The following is an 18,021-nucleotide window of genomic DNA, read 5'->3' on the forward strand; positions in this document are numbered from 1 at the left end:
CCACGGTGGGAGCGGGCTTGCCCCGCGAAGGGCCCCGGGAGCAATTACAGGCTAGGCAGGACCTTGGCCGGCAGCAGGCCGGTCAGGCGCCCTTCGGCCAGCAGGGCGATGGCCGCCTCGATGTCCGGGGCGAAGAAGCGGTCTTTGTCGTAGTAGGCAACCTTGCTGCGCAGGGTTTGCCGCGCCTGTTCCAGCTTCGGCGAGGTCTTCAGGCCTTCGCGCAGGTCCAGGCCCTGGCAGGCGGCCAGCCATTCGACGGCAAGAATACCGCGCACGTTGTCGCTCATTTCCCACAGGCGCTTGCCAGCAGCCGGCGCCATCGACACGTGGTCTTCCTGGTTGGCCGAGGTCGGCAGACTGTCGACGCTGTGCGGGTGAGCCAGGGCCTTGTTTTCGCTGGCCAGCGCAGCTGCGGTGACCTGGGCGATCATGAAGCCGGAGTTGACCCCGCCATTGGCCACCAGGAACGGCGGCAGCTGGGACATGTGCTTGTCCATCATCAACGAGATACGGCGTTCGCTGAGCGAACCGATTTCGGCGATGGCCAGGGCCATGTTGTCGGCGGCCATGGCCACCGGCTCGGCGTGGAAGTTACCACCGGAGATCACGTCGCCTTCGGCGGCGAACACCAGCGGGTTGTCGGACACGGCGTTGGCTTCGATCACCAGCACTTCGGCGGCCTGGCGGAACTGGGTCAGGCAGGCGCCCATGACCTGTGGCTGGCAGCGCAGCGAGTACGGGTCCTGGACCTTGCCGCAGTTCTCGTGGGAGGCGGAGACTTCGCTGCCGTCACCCAGCAGGTCACGGTAGCACGCTGCGGCGTCGATCTGGCCGCGCTGGCCACGGGCTTCATGAATGCGCGCATCGAACGGCGAACGCGAACCCAGCACCGCTTCGACGGTCAGGCCACCGACCGACATGGCGGCGGCGAACAGGTCTTCACCTTCGAACAGGCCGCGCAGGGCGAAAGCGGTGGACGCCTGAGTGCCGTTGAGCAGCGCCAGGCCCTCTTTGGCCGCAAGAGTCAGCGGCTCGAGGCCGGCAACTGCCAGGGCTTCGGTGGCCGACAGCCATTGGCCGTTGTGGCGCGCCTTGCCTTCACCCAGCAGTACCAGCGACATGTGTGCCAGCGGGGCGAGGTCGCCGGAAGCGCCGACCGAACCTTTCAGCGGAATGTGCGGATAGACTTCGGCGTTGATCAGCGCGATCAGGGCGTTGATCACCTTGCGGCGGATGCCGGAGAAACCACGGCTCAGGCTGTTGACCTTGAGCACCATGATCAGACGCACCAAGGCATCGTCAATCGGCTGGCCGACGCCTGCGGCGTGGGACAGCACCAGCGAACGCTGGAGGTTTTCCAGGTCGTGGCTGGCGATACGGGTCGAGGCCAGCAGGCCGAAACCGGTGTTGATGCCGTAGGCGGTGCGGTTTTCCGCGAGGATCTGCTCGACACAGGCGACGCTGGCGTCGATCTGCTGGTCGGCGCTGGAATCCAGCGTGAGTTTTACCGGCTGCTGGTAGATCGCACGCAGCTGAGCCAAGGTCAGGGTGCCGGGCTTCAGGGTCAATTCAGTCACGTTAATGCTCCGTACTCGTGAGGCGTATGCGCCTGCATAGATATCAGTATCAACCATTTACCGCAGATCAGCCTGTGATCATCGGCAGGTTCAAGCCTTGTTCCTTGGCGCAGTCGATGGCGATCTGATAACCGGCATCGGCGTGACGCATGACACCGGTACCCGGGTCGTTGGTCAGTACGCGGGCGATCCGCTCGGCAGCCTCGTCGGTACCGTCGCAGACGATGACCATGCCCGAGTGCTGGGAGAAGCCCATGCCCACACCACCACCGTGGTGCAGGGAGACCCAGGTCGCGCCGCTGGCAGTGTTGAGCAGGGCGTTGAGCAGTGGCCAGTCGGAGACGGCATCGGAGCCATCCTGCATCGATTCGGTTTCACGGTTCGGGCTGGATACCGAGCCGGAGTCCAGGTGGTCACGGCCGATGACGATCGGCGCCGACAGCTCGCCGCTGCGGACCATTTCGTTGAACGCCAGGCCGAGCTTGGCGCGCTGGCCCAGGCCAACCCAGCAGATACGTGCTGGCAGGCCCTGGAAGCTGATGCGCTCGCGGGCCATGTCCAGCCAGTTGTGCAGGTGGGCGTCGTCCGGGATCAGTTCCTTGACCTTGGCGTCGGTCTTGTAGATGTCTTCGGCGTTACCCGACAGCGCTGCCCAGCGGAACGGACCGATACCACGGCAGAACAGCGGACGGATGTAGGCCGGTACGAAGCCCGGGAAGTCGAAGGCATTGGTCACGCCCTCTTCCTTGGCCATCTGGCGGATGTTGTTGCCGTAGTCAAAGGTCGGGATGCCCTGTTTCTGGAAGTCGAGCATGGCCTGGACGTGGACGGCCATCGATTGCTTGGCAGCCTTGACCACGGCAGCCGGTTCGGTCTGGGCGCGATCGCGGTACTGCTCCCAGGTCCAGCCAGCGGGCAGGTAACCGTTGAGCGGATCGTGGGCGCTGGTCTGGTCAGTGACCATGTCCGGGCGCACGCCACGCTTGACCAGCTCTGGCAGGATTTCAGCGGCATTGCCCAGCAGGGCGATGGAGATGGCCTTGCCTTCGGCGGTGTACTTGGCGATGCGTGCCAGGGCGTCATCGAGGTCCGTGGCTTGCTCATCGACGTAACGGCTGCTCAGGCGGAAGTCGATGCGGCTCTGCTGGCATTCGATGTTCAGCGAGCAGGCACCGGCCAGGGTTGCGGCCAGAGGCTGGGCGCCGCCCATGCCGCCGAGGCCTGCGGTCAGTACCCACTTGCCCTTGAGGCTGCCGTTGTAGTGCTGACGGCCGGCTTCGACGAAGGTTTCGTAGGTACCCTGGACGATGCCCTGGCTGCCGATATAGATCCAGCTGCCGGCGGTCATCTGGCCGTACATGGCCAGGCCCTTGGCATCCAGTTCGTTGAAGTGTTCCCAGTTGGCCCAGTGCGGTACCAGGTTGGAGTTGGCGATCAGTACGCGCGGGGCGTTGCTGTGGGTCTTGAACACGCCGACCGGCTTGCCGGATTGCACCAGCAGGGTTTCGTCGTCGTTCAGGTTGGTCAGGCTCTCGACGATCTTGTCGTAGCACTCCCAGTTACGCGCGGCACGGCCAATACCGCCGTACACCACCAGCTCTTTCGGGTTCTCGGCGACTTCCGGGTCGAGGTTGTTCATCAGCATGCGCAACGGCGCTTCGGTCAGCCAGCTTTTGGCGGTCAGCTTGTTGCCGCGCGCTGCGCGGATTTCGACGTCACGGAATTTCTTGAAGTTGTTGTCAGTCACGGAAATGGCTCCTAAGCGATCGGTCCAGAGCAACCCAGGCATTGGGTGGGTCATGGCACTTATACAAACACATCTTTACTTGTATGTACAAGCATAGGCAATTGAAATGCCAACTCCTCCCGAGGACCGCTTACCCGGTTCCAACGCAGGCGCTAGAGCCCCGCGGCGTGGGCGCTGCAGGGATACAAAAAAAATTTGGGGAGATGAACGGTCAAGCAATCTGGACCAGCGGCATTGCACCACTTTGGGTCATTCGGTAACAGGCCCGACCGAGCGGCTCGGCCGGGCGTAACAATTTTAGTCCGCGATCAGTTCGATCAGACAGCAGCGCCCCTGAATGTTCAAGGCCTGCAGGTTGTGATTACCTTCCAGACGCAAGCAGTCGTAGCGACCCAACACGTGCGTCCCTTGACCGGTCAACGCCACCTCAACCTGGGAGGCTGCCGCAAACAGCAGCAGGGTCGAAGCCGAACTGAACACCTGCTGGGTGCCGTCGAGCCACTGCAGGCGCGCGCGGTAACGCTCGGGGGAATAAATCAGGTTGAAATCGCGAATCGAACCACCGAGCAGGCTGCAACTGACCTGACTCTCGCCACTGAAGGCAAAGGCATCGAACGGCAACAGCGGGCGCGTCGGCTGACCGTCGACCTGCAAGCGCATGCCCTCGCCCTCGAGCACGGTGATGATCCGCTGATAACCGGCAAAGCTGGAAAAACCACCGGATTCGCTGATATCGGCAATCGACAGGCGCCAGCCGAAGCCGTCCAGGCCAACGCCTGCATCGCGGGTGATTTCTTCGGTGCTGCCGCCGCCGTTCTTCCACGGCATGCGGGGGTAGTCTTTGGCGCGTAATACCTGCAACTGGCTCATTTGCTGAAGCGTCCTTCCAAGCGATGACGGGATCCGGGATGAATCAGACGAGCGGCAGTCACTGGCTGACGCCCCGACCAGGTGCGGCGGCGGATCAGCAGGCACGGCTCGCCCTGTTCGATTTGCAGCAGGCGGCATTCTTCCGGCTCGGCGAGGATCGCTTCGACCACGTGCTCGCCTTCGGTCAGCGGTGCGACCTGGGACAGGTATGCGTAGGGCGTCTGCCGGGTGAAGTCCTGCTTGAGGTAGTCGGGTGCCACTGCGGCGTTGACGAAGCGGTCTTCGATCTGCACGGCGACGCCGTTCTCGTAATGCACGATCAGCGAGTGGAACACCCGCTGGCCTTCACGCATGTCCAGGGCCAGGGCGCGCTCGGAACCGGCGGCCTCTTCGGCCAGGACAATCACCTGGCAGCTGTGCTCGTGGCCGCGGGCGGCGATCTCGTCGGCAATGTTGTTGACCTCGAACAGTGCCGAACGGGTCTTGGGCTCGGCGACAAAGGTGCCGACGCCCTGCATGCGCACCAGCAGACCTTCGGCGGTCAACTCGCGCAGGGCGCGGTTGATGGTCATGCGGCTGAAACCCAACTGGTTGACCAGCTCGCTTTCAGACGGCACCCGGTGATGGGGCGGCCAGCTGCCATTCTGGATCTGCTGGGCGATCATCTGTTTGACCCGGGCGTACAGCGGCGCCGGACCCTCGCCCATCTGGGCAACCAGCGCGGAGACAGGAGGTGTCGGCACGGAAGATATCCTTGTTCGGTTGAATGAACGGTAGCTTGCCGGAGTTTACCCAGCAGGCAAACGTCTGTATATGTATATACAAATAATCACAATTGAGGTGCCGTGCCGATGTCCGTCTTCTTTGCCGAACGTGCTTTGCTGCCTACAGGCTGGGCCGAAAACGTCCGAATCGAGGTCGGCGCTGACGGCCTGCTGACCAGCATCCAGGCCAACGCCTCGGCCGAAAACGCCGAACGCCTGGCCGGTCCGCTGCTGCCAGGCATGCCCAACCTGCACTCGCACGCCTTCCAGCGCGCCATGGCCGGGCTCGCGGAAGTGGCCGGCAACCCTAACGACAGCTTCTGGACCTGGCGCGAGCTGATGTATCGCCTGGTCGGCAAGATCAGCCCTGAACAGCTGCAGGTCATCGCCCGTCAGCTGTACATCGAAATGCTCAAGGCCGGCTACACCTCGGTCGCCGAATTCCATTACGTTCACCACGACACCCAGGGCCAGGCCTACGCCGACCCGGCGGAACTGTCCTTGCGCATCAGTGCCGCGGCGCGCGCCAGCGGCATCGGCCTGACCCTGCTGCCAGTGCTGTACAGCCACTCGGGCTTTGGCGGGCAAACACCGAACGAAGGCCAGCGGCGCTTTATCAACAGCACCGAACAGTATCTGAACCTGCAGGCGCGCCTGGCGCCACTGCTGGCCGAGCAGCCCGCGCAAGGGCTGGGCCTGTGCTTCCACTCCCTGCGCGCGGTCACCCCGGAGCAGATCGCCCAGGTACTGGCCGCCAGCGACAAAGCCTGCCCGGTGCACATCCATATTGCCGAGCAACAGAAGGAAGTCGACGACTGCCTGGCCTGGAGCGGCCGCCGGCCTTTGCAGTGGCTCTATGAGAACACCGAAGTGGATCAGCGCTGGTGCCTGGTCCACGCCACCCATGCCGAGCCCGACGAAGTCAAGCTGATGGCCCGCAGCGGCGCGGTTGCCGGCCTGTGCCTGACCACCGAAGCGAACCTGGGCGACGGTATCTTCCCGGCCGTGGACTACCTGGCCCAGGGCGGGCGCCTGGGAATCGGCTCGGACAGCCATGTGTCGTTGAGCGTGGTCGAGGAATTGCGCTGGCTGGAGTATGGCCAGCGCCTGCGCGACCAGCGCCGTAACCGCCTGTACCGCGGCGATCAGCCGATGGTCGGGCGCACCCTGTTCGATGCCGCCCTGAGCGGTGGCGCGCAGGCGCTGGGGCAGCCGATTGGCGAACTGGCGGTGGGCAAGCGCGCGGACTGGCTGGTGCTCGATGGCAACGACCCGTATCTGTCGACAGCCAGTGAAGACGGCATTCTCAACCGCTGGCTGTTTGCTGGCGGTGACCGTCAGGTGCGCGACGTGATGGTCAACGGCCAGTGGGTAGTGCGCCAAGGGCACCATGCCCAGGAAGAAGACAGCGCGCGGGAGTTTGCCGGAGTGCTGCGCAGCCTGTTGGGCTGATTACGCCATCGCGGGGCAAGCCCGCTCCTACACTGTGGGAGCTGGCTTGCCAGCGATTTGGGCATCAAGGCTTAGCCGCAGCCATCTCCTTGTCCGCTACCCGCCAGATCAGCCGCTGGGTGTCGTAGCCCTGCTGGCGCGCCTTGGCCAGCAGGCTTTCGCGCTGCAAGGCCGGGATGGTCGGGGTACGCGAGAGTATCCACAGGTACTTGCGGTCCGGATTGCCGACCAGCGCGGTGTGGTATTTGTCGTCGACGTAGAGGATCCAGTAGTCACCCTTGGCAACGCCCGGCAGCAACTTCGAGAACCAGTTGTCGAACACCACCCAAAGCTTGTCGGTCTTGCCCGGCACCTGCACGTTGGCCGTGCCGCTGGCCTCCTGCCATTCACCTGCAAGGGTGCGGCAGCGGTTGAGCACACCGACGCTGCCGTCCGGCTTGAGGTTGTAATGGGCTTCGGACTGGGCGCAGTCACGCTGGAAATACATCGGCAAACGCGCCAGCTCATACCACTTGCCCTGGTAGCGCTTGAGGTCGACGCTGTCGGCGGTCTTCGGCTCAAGGGACCCGACGCCGGAGCTGGCGCAACCGCCGAGGATCAACCCGGCACACAGCACCAACAGCAAGTGCAGCCGCTTCATTTCAGACCCTGCCCGGAATACATCAACACCTTGTCGCCGGCGTACTGGACGCTGATGAACGTTTTCTCGTCGCCCCAGGTGCAACTGGACATGCCCAGGGCGCCCGAGCAATCGGTCGGCGCGCCGAGCAGTTTTTCGACCTCGACCTTGGTCATCCCGGACTTGATCTGTGAATAGTTTTCCTGGTTGATCTTGTTGCACGCAGTAAGGAACACGCACAAGGACAGCAGGGCGAGGGAACGCAACGACATGAAGGGTCACTCCTGGACATGAGGGTGCAGGCGCGGTGGCCTACCGACAGCTTAGAAGGGAAAAAGCTCATCCGGTTCCCGAGCGCTCCGGTTTTGTTGGCGTCAAAGCCCCGCCATTGGTCGACTGGTGAGTTCTGCGATTAATCTTTTGTCCATAACGGACGACACAGGAAGGCGCTGCGACCGATTGCCGCGCCCCACCCGTTGACCCGCCTTGTGCAGACAGACCTCGCAATGACAAAAAACCTGAAGTTCAGCCACAAGATTCTGCTCGCCGCCGCCCTGGTGGTCGCTGTCGCCTTCACTTGTTTCATCCTGTTCAACGATTACCGCCAGCGCCAGACCCTGCGCAGCAACACCGAAGCCTCGATGCAGGAACTCGGCAGCCTGACCAGCAGCAACATCCAGACCTGGTTGCAAAGCCGCATGCAGCTCCTGCAGTCGCTGTCCCAGCAGGTTGCCGTCGATGGCGCCAGCAAGGACAGCCTGACCCGCAGCCTGAGCCTGCCGGTGTACGGCAGCAACTTTCTGCTGACCTATTTCGGCGGCCAGGACGGCTACATGCAATCGGTACCGCTGGGCAATCGCGCCGCCGACTACGATCCGCGGGTTCGCGGCTGGTACAAGGCCGCTACCAGTGCCGGCCAGTCCATCGTCACCGAGCCGTACATTTCCGTTTCGGCCAACAAACTGGTGATCACCCTCGCCACCCCGGTGCAGCACCAAGGCCGGCTGATCGGCGTCAATGGCGCCGACACCGACCTGGACAGCATCAGTGCGATCATCAACGCACTGAACTTCGACGGCCACGGCCAGGCCTTCATCGTCAACGGCGCCGGCAAGATCCTCGTGCACCCGCAAGCCGGCCTGGTGCTGAAAAACCTCAGCGACGCCTACCCGCAAGACACTCCGCAGGTGGGCAGCGGCCTGAAAGAAGCCGAACTGGACGGCCACAAGCAGTTCATCACCTTCACCAAAGTCAACGGCGTGCCCTCGGCTGACTGGTACGTGGCACTGGTGCTCGACCAGGACTTTGCCTTCGCCACGCTCAGCGAACTGCGCACCTCGGCGGTGGTGGCCACGGTGATTGCGGTGCTGATCATCATTGCCCTGCTCGGCGTACTGATTCGCGTGTTGATGGAGCCGCTGCACGTAATGGGCCGGGCCATGCATGACATCGCCGAAGGCGAAGGCGACCTGACCCGGCGCCTGCGCATCCATGGCCAGGACGAGTTCGGCAGCCTCGGCCAATCGTTCAACCGTTTTGTTGAGCGCATCCACGAGTCGATCCGCGAAGTGGCCTCGGCCACCGGCCAGGTCAATGAAGTGGCCCAGCGCGTGGTCAGCGCCTCGAACGCATCGATCCACAACGCCGACCAGCAGTCGAGCCGCACCAGCAGCGTCGCCGCGGCGATCAATCAGCTCGGCGCCGCCGCCCAGGAAATCGCCCAGAACGCCGCCCTCGCCTCGCAGCACTCCAGCGATGCGCGCAACCTCGCGGCCGAAGGTCAGCAGGTGGTCGAACAAACCATCGAGGTGATGAACCAGTTGTCGGCGAAGATCAGCGACTCGTGCGGCAATATCGAAACGCTCAACACCAACACGGTGAACATTGGCCAGATCCTCGAAGTGATCAGCGGCATTTCCCAGCAGACCAACCTGCTGGCGCTCAATGCCGCAATTGAAGCGGCCCGCGCCGGTGAAGCCGGGCGCGGATTTGCCGTGGTGGCGGACGAGGTACGCAACCTGGCCCACCGCACCCAGGATTCGGCGCAGCAGGTTCAGCGCATCATCGAAGAACTGCAGGCCGGCGCCCAGGTGGCGGTCAGCACCATGACCGAAAGCCAGAGCCACAGCCAGCACAGCGTCGGCATCGCCAACCAGGCCGGCGAGCGGCTGGGCAGCGTGACCCAGCGGATCGGCGAGATCGACGGCATGAACCAGTCGGTGGCCACCGCCACCGAAGAGCAGACAGCCGTGGTCGAGTCGATCAATGTCGACATCACCGAGATCAATACGCTGAATCAGGAAGGGGTGGAGAACCTGCAGGCAACCTTGCGCGCCTGCAATGACCTGGAGAATCAGGCCAATCGGTTGAAGCAATTGGTGGGGAGTTTCAGGATCTGATGTGAAGCTGATCGCGGGGCAAGCCCGCTCCCACAAGCAATGCAAATCTCTGTGGGAGCTGGCTTGCCAGCGATGAATTCAACTCAAAACCTTGAGCCCGGCTCCAGCAGAAAATCCATCTCTTCATCGGTACTCGGCCGATTCAGCAGCAGATTGCGGTGCGGGAAGCGACCAAAGCGGGCAATCACCCGCTGGTGCTGCTCGGCATAGTCGAGGAAACCTTCGAACAAGCGCCGATCCGTATCCGGCTGGGCAGCGAGCAACAGCTGATAACGCTCGACGCTGATGTTCTGCCAGTCCAGCACTTCGGCATGTTCCAGCACCAGCAGGATGAACACCCGCTGGATCGGCAGCAGCTGGTAATCCCAGGCCTTGTCCAGCCCCTGCATCACCAGCACCTGGGCACGGCGATCGCCATCGAAGGCGCGCGGCGTGTCGCGGTGGATCATGCGCGGCAACTGATCGAGCAGCAACACCAGACCGAGCCAGCCCTGCGGGCTTTGCAGCCACTCATCGAGGCCACCGGCCAGCGCCTGTTCGACCAGGTCGCCGAAGCGCTCGCGCGCTTCGTCGTCGTGGTGCTTGCCGAACCACAAGGTGCTCTTCTCGTCAGCCACATCCTGGGGGCTGGTGCCCCAGCCAAACCACCACTCCAGCAACGGCTGCCAAGGTGCGAGCATGATTTACTCCTTGTGATAACCGGTAACGCGCTCGACTTCCTGCTTGGAGCCGAGGAACACTGCCACGCGCTGGTGCAGGCTCTCCGGCTGGATGTCGAGAATGCGCTGGCGACCGTCGGTGGAAGCACCGCCGGCCTGTTCGATGATGAAGGACATCGGGTTGGCTTCGTACATCAGACGCAGCTTGCCCGGCTTGGACGGCTCACGCGCGTCGCGCGGGTACATGAACAGGCCGCCACGGGTGAGGATGCGGTGCACATCGGCAACCATCGAGGCGATCCAGCGCATGTTGTAGTTCTTTTTCAGCGGACCGGCCTCACCGGCCAGCAGCTCGCCCACGTAGCGGGTCACCGGCTCTTCCCAGTGGCGCTGGTTGGACATGTTGATGGCGAACTCGGCGGTGGTTTCCGGTACCTGGATGTTCTCGTGGGTCAGCACGAAGCTGCCCAGCTCACGGTCCAGGGTGAAGCCCTTGACGCCGTTGCCCAGGGTCAGGATCAGCATGGTCTGCGGACCGTAGATCGCGTAACCGGCGGCAACCTGCTTGGTGCCCGGCTGCAGGAAGGCCTGCTCGTTGAGGCTTTCGTTCTGGCTCAGGTACTCGTTAGGGCAGCGCAGTACCGAGAAGATGGTACCGACCGAGACGTTGACGTCGATGTTCGACGAACCGTCCAGCGGGTCGAATACCAGCAGGTAGGCGCCTTTCGGGTACTTGCCCGGGATCTGGTAGGCATTGTCCATCTCTTCGGAAGCCATGCCGGCCAGGTGACCACCCCACTCGTTGGCTTCAAGCAGGATGTCGTTGGAGATCACGTCCAGTTTCTTCTGGACTTCGCCCTGCACGTTTTCGGTGCCCATGCTGCCCAGAACGCCGCCCAACGCGCCTTTGGAGACGTTGTGGCTGATTTCCTTGCACGCACGCGCCACCACTTCGATCAGGAAGCGCAGATCGGCAGGGGTACTGTTGCTGCGGGTCTGCTCAATCAAATAGCGACTCAGGGTAACGCGGGACATGTAAGGCTCCGAAGGAAGGGGGTAATAAAAACCCACGCAGTTTACAGGGAGAGTGAAGCGCTAGCGAGCAATCAGACACGCTTGGCCGATCAGACGGCACATCGGCCCGAGAGTTCACCCCCCGGGCCGGCCCTTGCAGCTTAGTCGAGGGCTTTCCAGATGTCGGTAGCGTACTCGCGGATGGTCCGGTCCGAGGAGAACCAACCCATGCGCGCCGTGTTGAGCACCGCCCTGCGCCACCACTGCCTGGGCTCGTGCCAGAGCTCTTCGACGCGCATTTGCGCTTCCCAGTAGGCGTCAAAATCGGCGCACACCAGAAAGCGATCGTAGGCCACCAGCGAGTCGATCAAGCCGACATAGCGGGCCGGGTCATCCGGTGAAAACACCCCGCCGCGAATGGCCTGGAGCACATCGTTGAGCCGATGGGAGGCACCGATCGCGGCACTCGCACCAAAGTCGCCGCTGCGCTTGCGCGCCTCCACCTGCTGGGAGGTCAGGCCGAAGATGAACATGTTCTCAATGCCGACCTGCTCGCACATCTCGACGTTGGCGCCGTCCAGGGTGCCGATGGTCAACGCGCCGTTAAGGCCGAACTTCATGTTGCTGGTGCCGGATGCCTCATAGCCGGCGGTAGAAATCTGCTCGGAAAGGTCGGCTGCCGGGATGATGCTCTCGGCCAGGCTGACGTTGTAGTTGGGCAGGAACACCACCTTGAGCAGGCCGCGCACGGTCGGGTCGTTGTTGACCACCTTGGCGATGTCGTTGGTCAGCTTGATGATCAGCTTGGCCTGGTGGTAGCTGGCCGCCGCCTTGCCGGCGAAGATCTTCACCCGTGGCGCCCAGCCGGCGCCGGGTTCCGCACGGATCGCCTGGTACAGCGCCACGGTGTGCAGCAGGTTGAGCAACTGGCGCTTGTATTCGTGGATGCGTTTGACCTGCACGTCGAACATCGCCTCGGGGTTGAGGGTGATGCCCAGACGCTCCTGGATCAGGCTGGCCAGGGCCTTCTTGCTGTGCAGGCGCTGGGCGGCGAACTGCTTGCAGAATGGGGCTTTGTCAGCAAAGGAATCAAGGTCGCGCAAGCGCCCTTGCGGGTCATCGAGCACATCGGCGCCTAATGCCTCGACCAGCATGCCGGTCAACTGCGGGTTGGCCTGGAACAGCCAGCGACGGAAGGTGATGCCGTTGGTCTTGTTGTTGATCCGCTCGGGGTAAAGCTTGTGCATTTCGGCAAACACGGTGCTGCGCATCAGCTTGCTGTGCAGCGCCGATACGCCGTTGACGCTGTGCGAGCCTAAAAACGCCAGGTTGCCCATGCGCACCCGGCGGCCATTGTCTTCCTCGATCAGCGACACCGCGCGCAGCACGTCGAAATCGTGGATGCCCTTGGCGCGCAAGGCGTCGATATGAAAGGCATTGATCAGGTAGATGATCTGCATGTGCCGCGGCAGCATGCGTTCCATCAGGCCCACGGGCCAGGTTTCCAGGGCTTCGGGCAGCAGCGTGTGGTTGGTGTAGGCCAGGGTCTCGACGGTCAGTTGCCAGGCGGTGTCCCACGGCACTTCGTGCTGGTCGACGAGCAGGCGCATCAGCTCGGCAACGGCGATCGAGGGGTGGGTATCGTTGAGCTGGATCGCCGCCTGCTGCGGCAGGTTGAGCAGGCTGTCGTGCATGTTCAGGTGCCGGCGCAGCAGGTCCTGCAACGAGGCGGAAACGAAGAAGTATTCCTGGCGCAAGCGCAGCTCCTGGCCGGCCTCGGTGCTGTCAGCCGGGTATAGCACCCGCGAAATGCTTTCGGCGCGGGCCACCTCGGCGACAGCGCCAAGGTGGTCACCGGCATTGAAGCGCTCCAGGTGCAGCTCTTCCAGCGCCCGCGCCCGCCACAAGCGCAAGGTGTTGACGCTGGCCCCGCGCCAGCCGACCACCGGCGTGTCGTAGGCCACCGCCCGCACCGTCTCGGCCGGCCACCATACCTGGCGCTGCTGGCCAGCGGCGTCGTGCACGGTTTCGACGCTGCCGCCGAAGCTGATCGGGTAGATCACCTCGGCCCGCTCGAACTCCCAGGGGTTGCCGAAATCCAGCCAGTTCTCGGTCTGTTCCTGCTGCCAGCCATCGACCACCGCCTGGCGGAACAGGCCGTGCTCGTAACGAATGCCATAACCGTGGGCGGCGATGCCAAGGGTCGACATGCTCTCCATGAAACAGGCCGCCAGGCGCCCCAGGCCACCGTTGCCCAGGGCCGCATCGGGCTCAAGCAGGCGGATGCGCTCAAGGTCGACGTTCAGCCCGCCCAGCGCCTCACGGGCGACATCCAGCAGGCCCAGGTTGCTCAGGCTGTCGTACAGCAGGCGGCCGATCAGGAATTCCAGCGACAGGTAATACACCCGCTTCTGGCTCTTGCGGTAGATCTGCCGGGTATGGTCCATCCAGTGATCGACCATGTGATCGCGGGCCGCCAGGGCAATGGCTTCGAACCAGTCGTGGTCGAAGGCATGCTCCGGGTCCTTGCCGACCGCGTAGGTCAATTTATCCAGCACAGCGGTGCGAAAAGCGGCCACCTCTGCGTCACGAGCGAGCGGTTCCTGAGACATGCGACGTCCTCGGGCAAGTTGACGAATGCGGATGGAGATTTCTCAGCCTAGACCGTTCGACACAGAGGGGAAGCTCTGGTTCGCGACTTTCTTGCGGCCAGCGGCAAACAAACCCGGAATAAAGCGGCAAATGGTTGTTCACAATTTGATCAACTCCGGTATCATCGCGCGCCCACAAGACTCTTCTAGCCTGAGCCCGATGAAACCGACCCTGATTGCCGCCGCCGAAGTCGACCGACTGGAAACCTGGCAGAAGTACCAAAGCCATATGTGCGGAGGCTGCAACTCGACCTGCTGCACCTTGCCGACGGAAGTGAAAATCAAAGACCTGATCCGCATGGGCGTGGTGGATGAGTTCGAGGTGGGCGAGCCGCCGAAGAACATTGCCAAGCGTTTGCAGAAGGACGGGATCATCCAGCGCTTCAACCAGAAGTCGGGGATTTTCACCCTGGCGCAGATGAGCAACGACGATTGCCTGTACCTGGACCGTAAAAGTCGCATGTGCACCATTTACGAAAAGCGCCCGGACACCTGCCGCAACCATCCGCGGATCGGACCGCGTCCGGGATATTGCGCGTACATCCCCAAGCCAGCGGCGCGCCGCTAAAAGCATCGCTGGCAAGCCAGCTCCCACAGGGTTGTACATGATCTTGTGGGAGCTGGCTTGCCAGCGATGAAGCCAACCCGGTTTCATGTCCCGCACAAACAAAAACGCCCCCGGTCTTGCGACCGGGGGCGTTTTCATTCAGCCGGAACTAAGACTCAGTTCTTGGCTTTCTTGGCAGCGCGGGTACGCTCGCCTTCGTCGAGGATCTTCTTGCGCAGACGGATCGACTTAGGAGTGACTTCGCACAGCTCGTCGTCCTGGATGAATTCCAGGGCCTGTTCCAGGGTGAAGCGAACAGGTGGAACCAGGGCGATGGTTTCGTCTTTACCCGAAGCACGCATGTTGTCGAGCTTCTTGCCCTTGGTAGGGTTGACGCCCAGGTCGTTGTCACGGCTGTTCAGACCAACGATCTGACCGTTGTAGATCTCCTGGCCGTGCTCGACGAACAGCTTGCCGCGCGCCTGCAGGGTTTCCAGGGAGTAGGTCAGGGCCTTGCCGGTTTCGACCGAAACCAGTACGCCGTTCTGACGGCCGGACATGTGGCCGGACTTCATCGGAGCGTAGCGATCGAAGATCGAGGTCAGGATGCCGGCACCGTTGGTCAGGGTCAGGAACTGGTTACGGAAACCGATCAGACCACGGGCTGGGATGTTGTATTCCAGGCGTACACGGCCCTTGCCATCCGGAACCATGTTGGTCAGGTCGCCTTTACGCAGACCCATTTCTTCCATGACCTTGCCCTGGGAATCTTCAGGGATGTCGATGGTGACGTTCTCGAACGGCTCGTGCTTGACGCCGTCGACTTCACGGATGATCACTTCCGGACGACCAACACCCATTTCGAAGCCTTCGCGACGCATGGTTTCGATCAGAACCGACAGGTGCAGCTCACCACGGCCGGAGACCTTGAACTTGTCAGCCGAGTCGCCTTCTTCAACGCGCAGTGCAACGTTGTACAGCAGCTCTTTGTCCAGACGTTCCTTGATGTTACGGGAAGTCACGAACTTGCCTTCTTTACCGCAGAACGGCGAGTCGTTGACCTGGAAGGTCATCGAAACGGTTGGTTCGTCAACGGTCAGCGGCTTCATCGCTTCGACTGCGTCCGGGGAGCACAGGGTGTCGGAGATGAACAGCTCGTCGAAACCGCTGATGCAGACGATGTCGCCAGCCAGGGCTTCTTCGACGTCAATGCGGTGCAGACCGTGGTGACCCATCAGCTTGAGGATACGACCGTTGCGCTTCTTGCCATTGACGTCGATAGCCACCACCGGGGTGTTTGGCTTGACGCGACCGCGAGCGATACGGCCAACACCGATAACACCCAGGAAGCTGTTGTAGTCCAGTGCCGAGATCTGCATCTGGAACGGGCCGTCACGGTCAACAGCAGGAGCCGGTACGTTGTCGACGATCGACTGGTACAGCGGGGTCATGTCTTCGGCCATTTCGGTGTGGTCCAGACCGGCAATGCCGTTCAGGGCCGAGGCGTAGACGACTTTGAAGTCCAGCTGTTCGTCGGTGGCACCGAGGTTGTCGAACAGGTCGAAGATCTGGTCAAGAACCCAGTCAGGACGCGCGCCTGGACGGTCGACCTTGTTGATGACCACGATTGGACGCAGGCCGGCTTCGAAAGCCTTCTTGGTCACGAAACGGGTTTGCGGCATAGGGCCGTCTTGAGCGTCGACCAGCAGCAGTACGGAGTCGACCATCGACATTACACGCTCAACCTCGCCACCGAAGTCGGCGTGGCCGGGGGTGTCGACGATGTTGATGTGGTAGCCGTTCCAGTTGATGGCGGTGTTTTTCGCCAGAATGGTAATACCGCGCTCTTTTTCCTGGTCGTTGGAGTCCATGACGCGCTCGTCGTTGAGCTCGTTACGCTCCAGGGTGCCGGACTGACGCAGGAGTTTGTCGACCAGGGTGGTTTTACCATGGTCAACGTGGGCGATGATGGCGATGTTACGCAGATTTTCGATCACGTGTGTATCTCGATCAGAGGATTCGGGTTGCCGCCCAGTCTAGGCGGCGAATATGAATGAATGGCGCTCAAACGGCCCGGTGGTCGGGAGGGCGATGGCGGATGCTCCCGCCATATAGCCCCGGCGTCTTATGTCGGACGATAAACGCGCACATTGGCATGTCCCTCACTGAGCAGATGATGGGCATGCAGGCGACTCATTACTCCCTTGTCGCAATACAGCAGGTACTGGCGCGTGGCATCCAGCTCCTTGAAGCGACTGTTCAGGGCGTAGAACGGCAAGGCCTTGACCTCGATGCCGTCCAGTTCCAGGGGCTGGTCTTCCTGGGCATCAGGGTGGCGAATGTCGATTACCACCTGCCCGGCCAGCGCCTGGCTGACTTCTTCGATCTGGATATCTTCGCTGAGTTCATCGATCACGTGGTCGATGGAGATCAGCCGGGCGCGCTCCAGGGCACGCTCGAGCACCGCCATGTCGAACTGCTTCTCTTCATGCTCGAGGCGATGACGCTTGGCGCAGGTGGTCGGGTTCACCGAAATCACGCCGCAGTATTCAGGCATGTGCTTGGCGAACTCGGCGGTGCCGATCTGCTGGGCCAGGTCGATGATGTCCTGCTTGTGGCTGGCCAGCAGCGGGCGCAACACCAGCTTCTCGGTGGCCGAGTCGATCACCGCGAGGTTCGGCAGGGTCTGGCTCGACACCTGGGAGATGGCTTCACCGGTCACCAGGGCGTCGATCTGCAGGCGGTCGGCGATGTTGGTCGCCGCGCGCAGCATCATGCGCTTGAGGGTCACGCCCATGTAGCTGTTGTCGACCTTGCCGAGGATTTCGCCGACCACTTCTTCGAACGGCACGCTGACGAACAGCACACGCTGGCTGCTGCCGTACTTCTTCCACAGGTAGTGGGCAACTTCCATCACCCCAAGTTCGTGGGCGCGGCCGCCAAGGTTGAAGAAGCAGAAGTGGGTCATCAGGCCGCGGCGCATCATCTGGTAGGCGGCGACAGTGGAGTCGAAACCGCCGGACATCAGCACCAGGGTCTGCTCCAGCGCGCCCAGCGGGTAACCGCCGATGCCTTTGTGCTGGTTGTGGATGACGTACAGGCGCTTGTCGCGTACCTCGATGCGTACCTCGACTTCCGGCGTACGCAGGTCGATACCGGCGGCGCCGCACTGCTGGCGCAGCTGGCTGCCGACGTAGCGGTCGACGTCCATCGAGCTGAAATCGTGGTGGCCGCCGCGCTTGCAGCGTACGGCGAAGCGCTTGCCGGCCAGCAGGTGACCGAAGTGCTGCTTGCACTTGGCGACGATGTCGTCGAAATCACCCAGCGGGTATTCGTCGACCTGCAGGAAGTGGGCAATGCCCGGCATGCAGGTCAGACGCTCGGTCATCTCGCGCAGGACCTTCTCGTCCTCGATGTGAGTGATCACTTCGAGGTTATCCCAGACACCGTTAACCGCGAGCGCAGGATCGAGGTCCTTGAGCACGTTGCGGATGTTGCGGGCCAGTTGACGGATGAAGCGCTTGCGAACCGGCCGGCTCTTGATGGTGATCTCTGGGAAGACTTTTACGATTAGTTTCATGAAAAACAGCGCGCGAGGTGCCGACTAAAAAAGTGGGGCGCGGATTATAGCGGAAATTGCTCAAGCTTTGAGCAACTTTTGTACAGAAGGTTTTCTGTGCGCCAAAATGGTGCATCATGCCCGATTAGCGCATCTTTAAAGT

At 62.3% G+C, this 18,021-nt stretch carries 14 protein-coding genes and 1 pseudogene; 4 read left to right on the forward strand and 11 right to left on the reverse strand.

Annotated elements, in window-relative coordinates:
* Positions 1-44 precede the first annotated feature (44 nt).
* The 4 genes from hutH to hutC form a co-directional block, all read right to left on the reverse strand.
* The gene (hutH, locus tag ABM562_RS21390) at positions 45-1,577 is read right to left on the reverse strand and encodes a histidine ammonia-lyase (RefSeq protein ID WP_115089280.1); all 1,533 of its coding nucleotides are present in this window, start codon (positions 1,575-1,577) and stop codon (positions 45-47) included.
* A 67-nt stretch (positions 1,578-1,644) separates the two neighbouring features.
* Entirely contained in the window at positions 1,645-3,324 is a 1,680-nt protein-coding gene (gene hutU / locus ABM562_RS21395) for a urocanate hydratase (RefSeq protein WP_115089281.1), read from the reverse strand.
* Positions 3,325-3,621: 297 nt separating this feature from the next.
* Positions 3,622-4,194, reverse strand: coding sequence for a HutD/Ves family protein (locus ABM562_RS21400; RefSeq protein WP_115089283.1), 573 nt, complete (start codon positions 4,192-4,194; stop codon positions 3,622-3,624).
* Positions 4,191-4,901 carry a histidine utilization repressor gene (gene hutC, locus ABM562_RS21405; protein WP_166675745.1) on the reverse strand — a complete coding sequence of 237 codons (711 nt, stop codon included), beginning with the start codon at positions 4,899-4,901 and terminating at the stop codon, positions 4,191-4,193. The genes ABM562_RS21400 and hutC overlap by 4 nt, the downstream gene beginning before the upstream one ends.
* Positions 4,902-5,045: 144 nt before the next feature.
* Here hutC and ABM562_RS21410 point away from each other — a divergent pair, with 144 nt between their 5' ends.
* The gene (locus ABM562_RS21410; RefSeq protein ID WP_460423267.1) at positions 5,046-6,410 is read left to right on the forward strand and encodes a formimidoylglutamate deiminase; all 1,365 of its coding nucleotides are present in this window, start codon (positions 5,046-5,048) and stop codon (positions 6,408-6,410) included.
* A gap of 64 nt (positions 6,411-6,474) precedes the next feature.
* On the opposite strand, the gene ABM562_RS21415 is transcribed toward ABM562_RS21410, so the two are convergent.
* Together ABM562_RS21415 and bamE are read right to left on the reverse strand one after the other, a co-directional pair.
* Positions 6,475-7,050, reverse strand: a complete 576-nt coding sequence (locus ABM562_RS21415) for a lipocalin family protein (RefSeq protein WP_115089290.1) — start codon at positions 7,048-7,050, stop codon at positions 6,475-6,477.
* On the reverse strand, positions 7,047-7,301 hold the full coding sequence (gene bamE / locus ABM562_RS21420; RefSeq protein ID WP_115089291.1) for an outer membrane protein assembly factor BamE domain-containing protein: 255 nt from the start codon (positions 7,299-7,301) through the stop codon (positions 7,047-7,049). Before bamE ends, ABM562_RS21415 begins: the two co-directional genes overlap by 4 nt.
* A 234-nt stretch (positions 7,302-7,535) precedes the next feature.
* Between bamE and ABM562_RS21425 the strand changes: the two are divergent.
* Together ABM562_RS21425 and ABM562_RS21430 are read left to right on the forward strand one after the other, a co-directional pair.
* A pseudogene (locus tag ABM562_RS21425) lies at positions 7,536-8,573 on the forward strand (HAMP domain-containing protein); the annotation flags it as partial.
* Between the two features lie 66 nt (positions 8,574-8,639).
* Positions 8,640-9,428, forward strand: coding sequence for a methyl-accepting chemotaxis protein (locus ABM562_RS21430; RefSeq protein WP_420849262.1), 789 nt, complete (start codon positions 8,640-8,642; stop codon positions 9,426-9,428).
* Positions 9,429-9,511: 83 nt separating this feature from the next.
* On the opposite strand, the gene ABM562_RS21435 is transcribed toward ABM562_RS21430, so the two are convergent.
* The 3 genes from ABM562_RS21435 to ABM562_RS21445 all read right to left on the reverse strand — a co-directional run bounded on the left by ABM562_RS21435 (position 9,512) and on the right by ABM562_RS21445 (position 13,713).
* Positions 9,512-10,108: a DUF924 family protein gene (locus ABM562_RS21435; RefSeq protein WP_115089295.1), complete on the reverse strand. Its 597-nt coding sequence runs from the start codon at positions 10,106-10,108 to the stop codon at positions 9,512-9,514.
* 3 nt (positions 10,109-10,111) lie between these two features.
* Entirely contained in the window at positions 10,112-11,122 is a 1,011-nt protein-coding gene (locus ABM562_RS21440) for a class 1 fructose-bisphosphatase (RefSeq protein ID WP_460423269.1), read from the reverse strand.
* 140 nt (positions 11,123-11,262) lie between these two features.
* On the reverse strand, positions 11,263-13,713 hold the full coding sequence (locus ABM562_RS21445) for a glycogen/starch/alpha-glucan phosphorylase (RefSeq protein WP_460423271.1): 2,451 nt from the start codon (positions 13,711-13,713) through the stop codon (positions 11,263-11,265).
* A 199-nt stretch (positions 13,714-13,912) separates the two neighbouring features.
* Between ABM562_RS21445 and ABM562_RS21450 the strand changes: the two genes are divergently transcribed.
* Positions 13,913-14,320: a YkgJ family cysteine cluster protein gene (locus ABM562_RS21450; RefSeq protein WP_233673577.1), complete on the forward strand. Its 408-nt coding sequence runs from the start codon at positions 13,913-13,915 to the stop codon at positions 14,318-14,320.
* A gap of 155 nt (positions 14,321-14,475) precedes the next feature.
* Here ABM562_RS21450 and typA read toward each other — a convergent pair whose 3' ends face one another.
* Both typA and thiI read right to left on the reverse strand, forming a co-directional pair.
* The gene (gene typA, locus ABM562_RS21455) at positions 14,476-16,296 is read right to left on the reverse strand and encodes a translational GTPase TypA (protein WP_115089301.1); all 1,821 of its coding nucleotides are present in this window, start codon (positions 16,294-16,296) and stop codon (positions 14,476-14,478) included.
* A gap of 128 nt (positions 16,297-16,424) precedes the next feature.
* Positions 16,425-17,879 carry a tRNA uracil 4-sulfurtransferase ThiI gene (thiI, locus tag ABM562_RS21460; protein ID WP_115089303.1) on the reverse strand — a complete coding sequence of 485 codons (1,455 nt, stop codon included), beginning with the start codon at positions 17,877-17,879 and terminating at the stop codon, positions 16,425-16,427.
* Positions 17,880-18,021 lie beyond the last annotated feature (142 nt).

The sequence above is a fragment of the Pseudomonas sp. ZL2 genome (assembly GCF_054788455.1).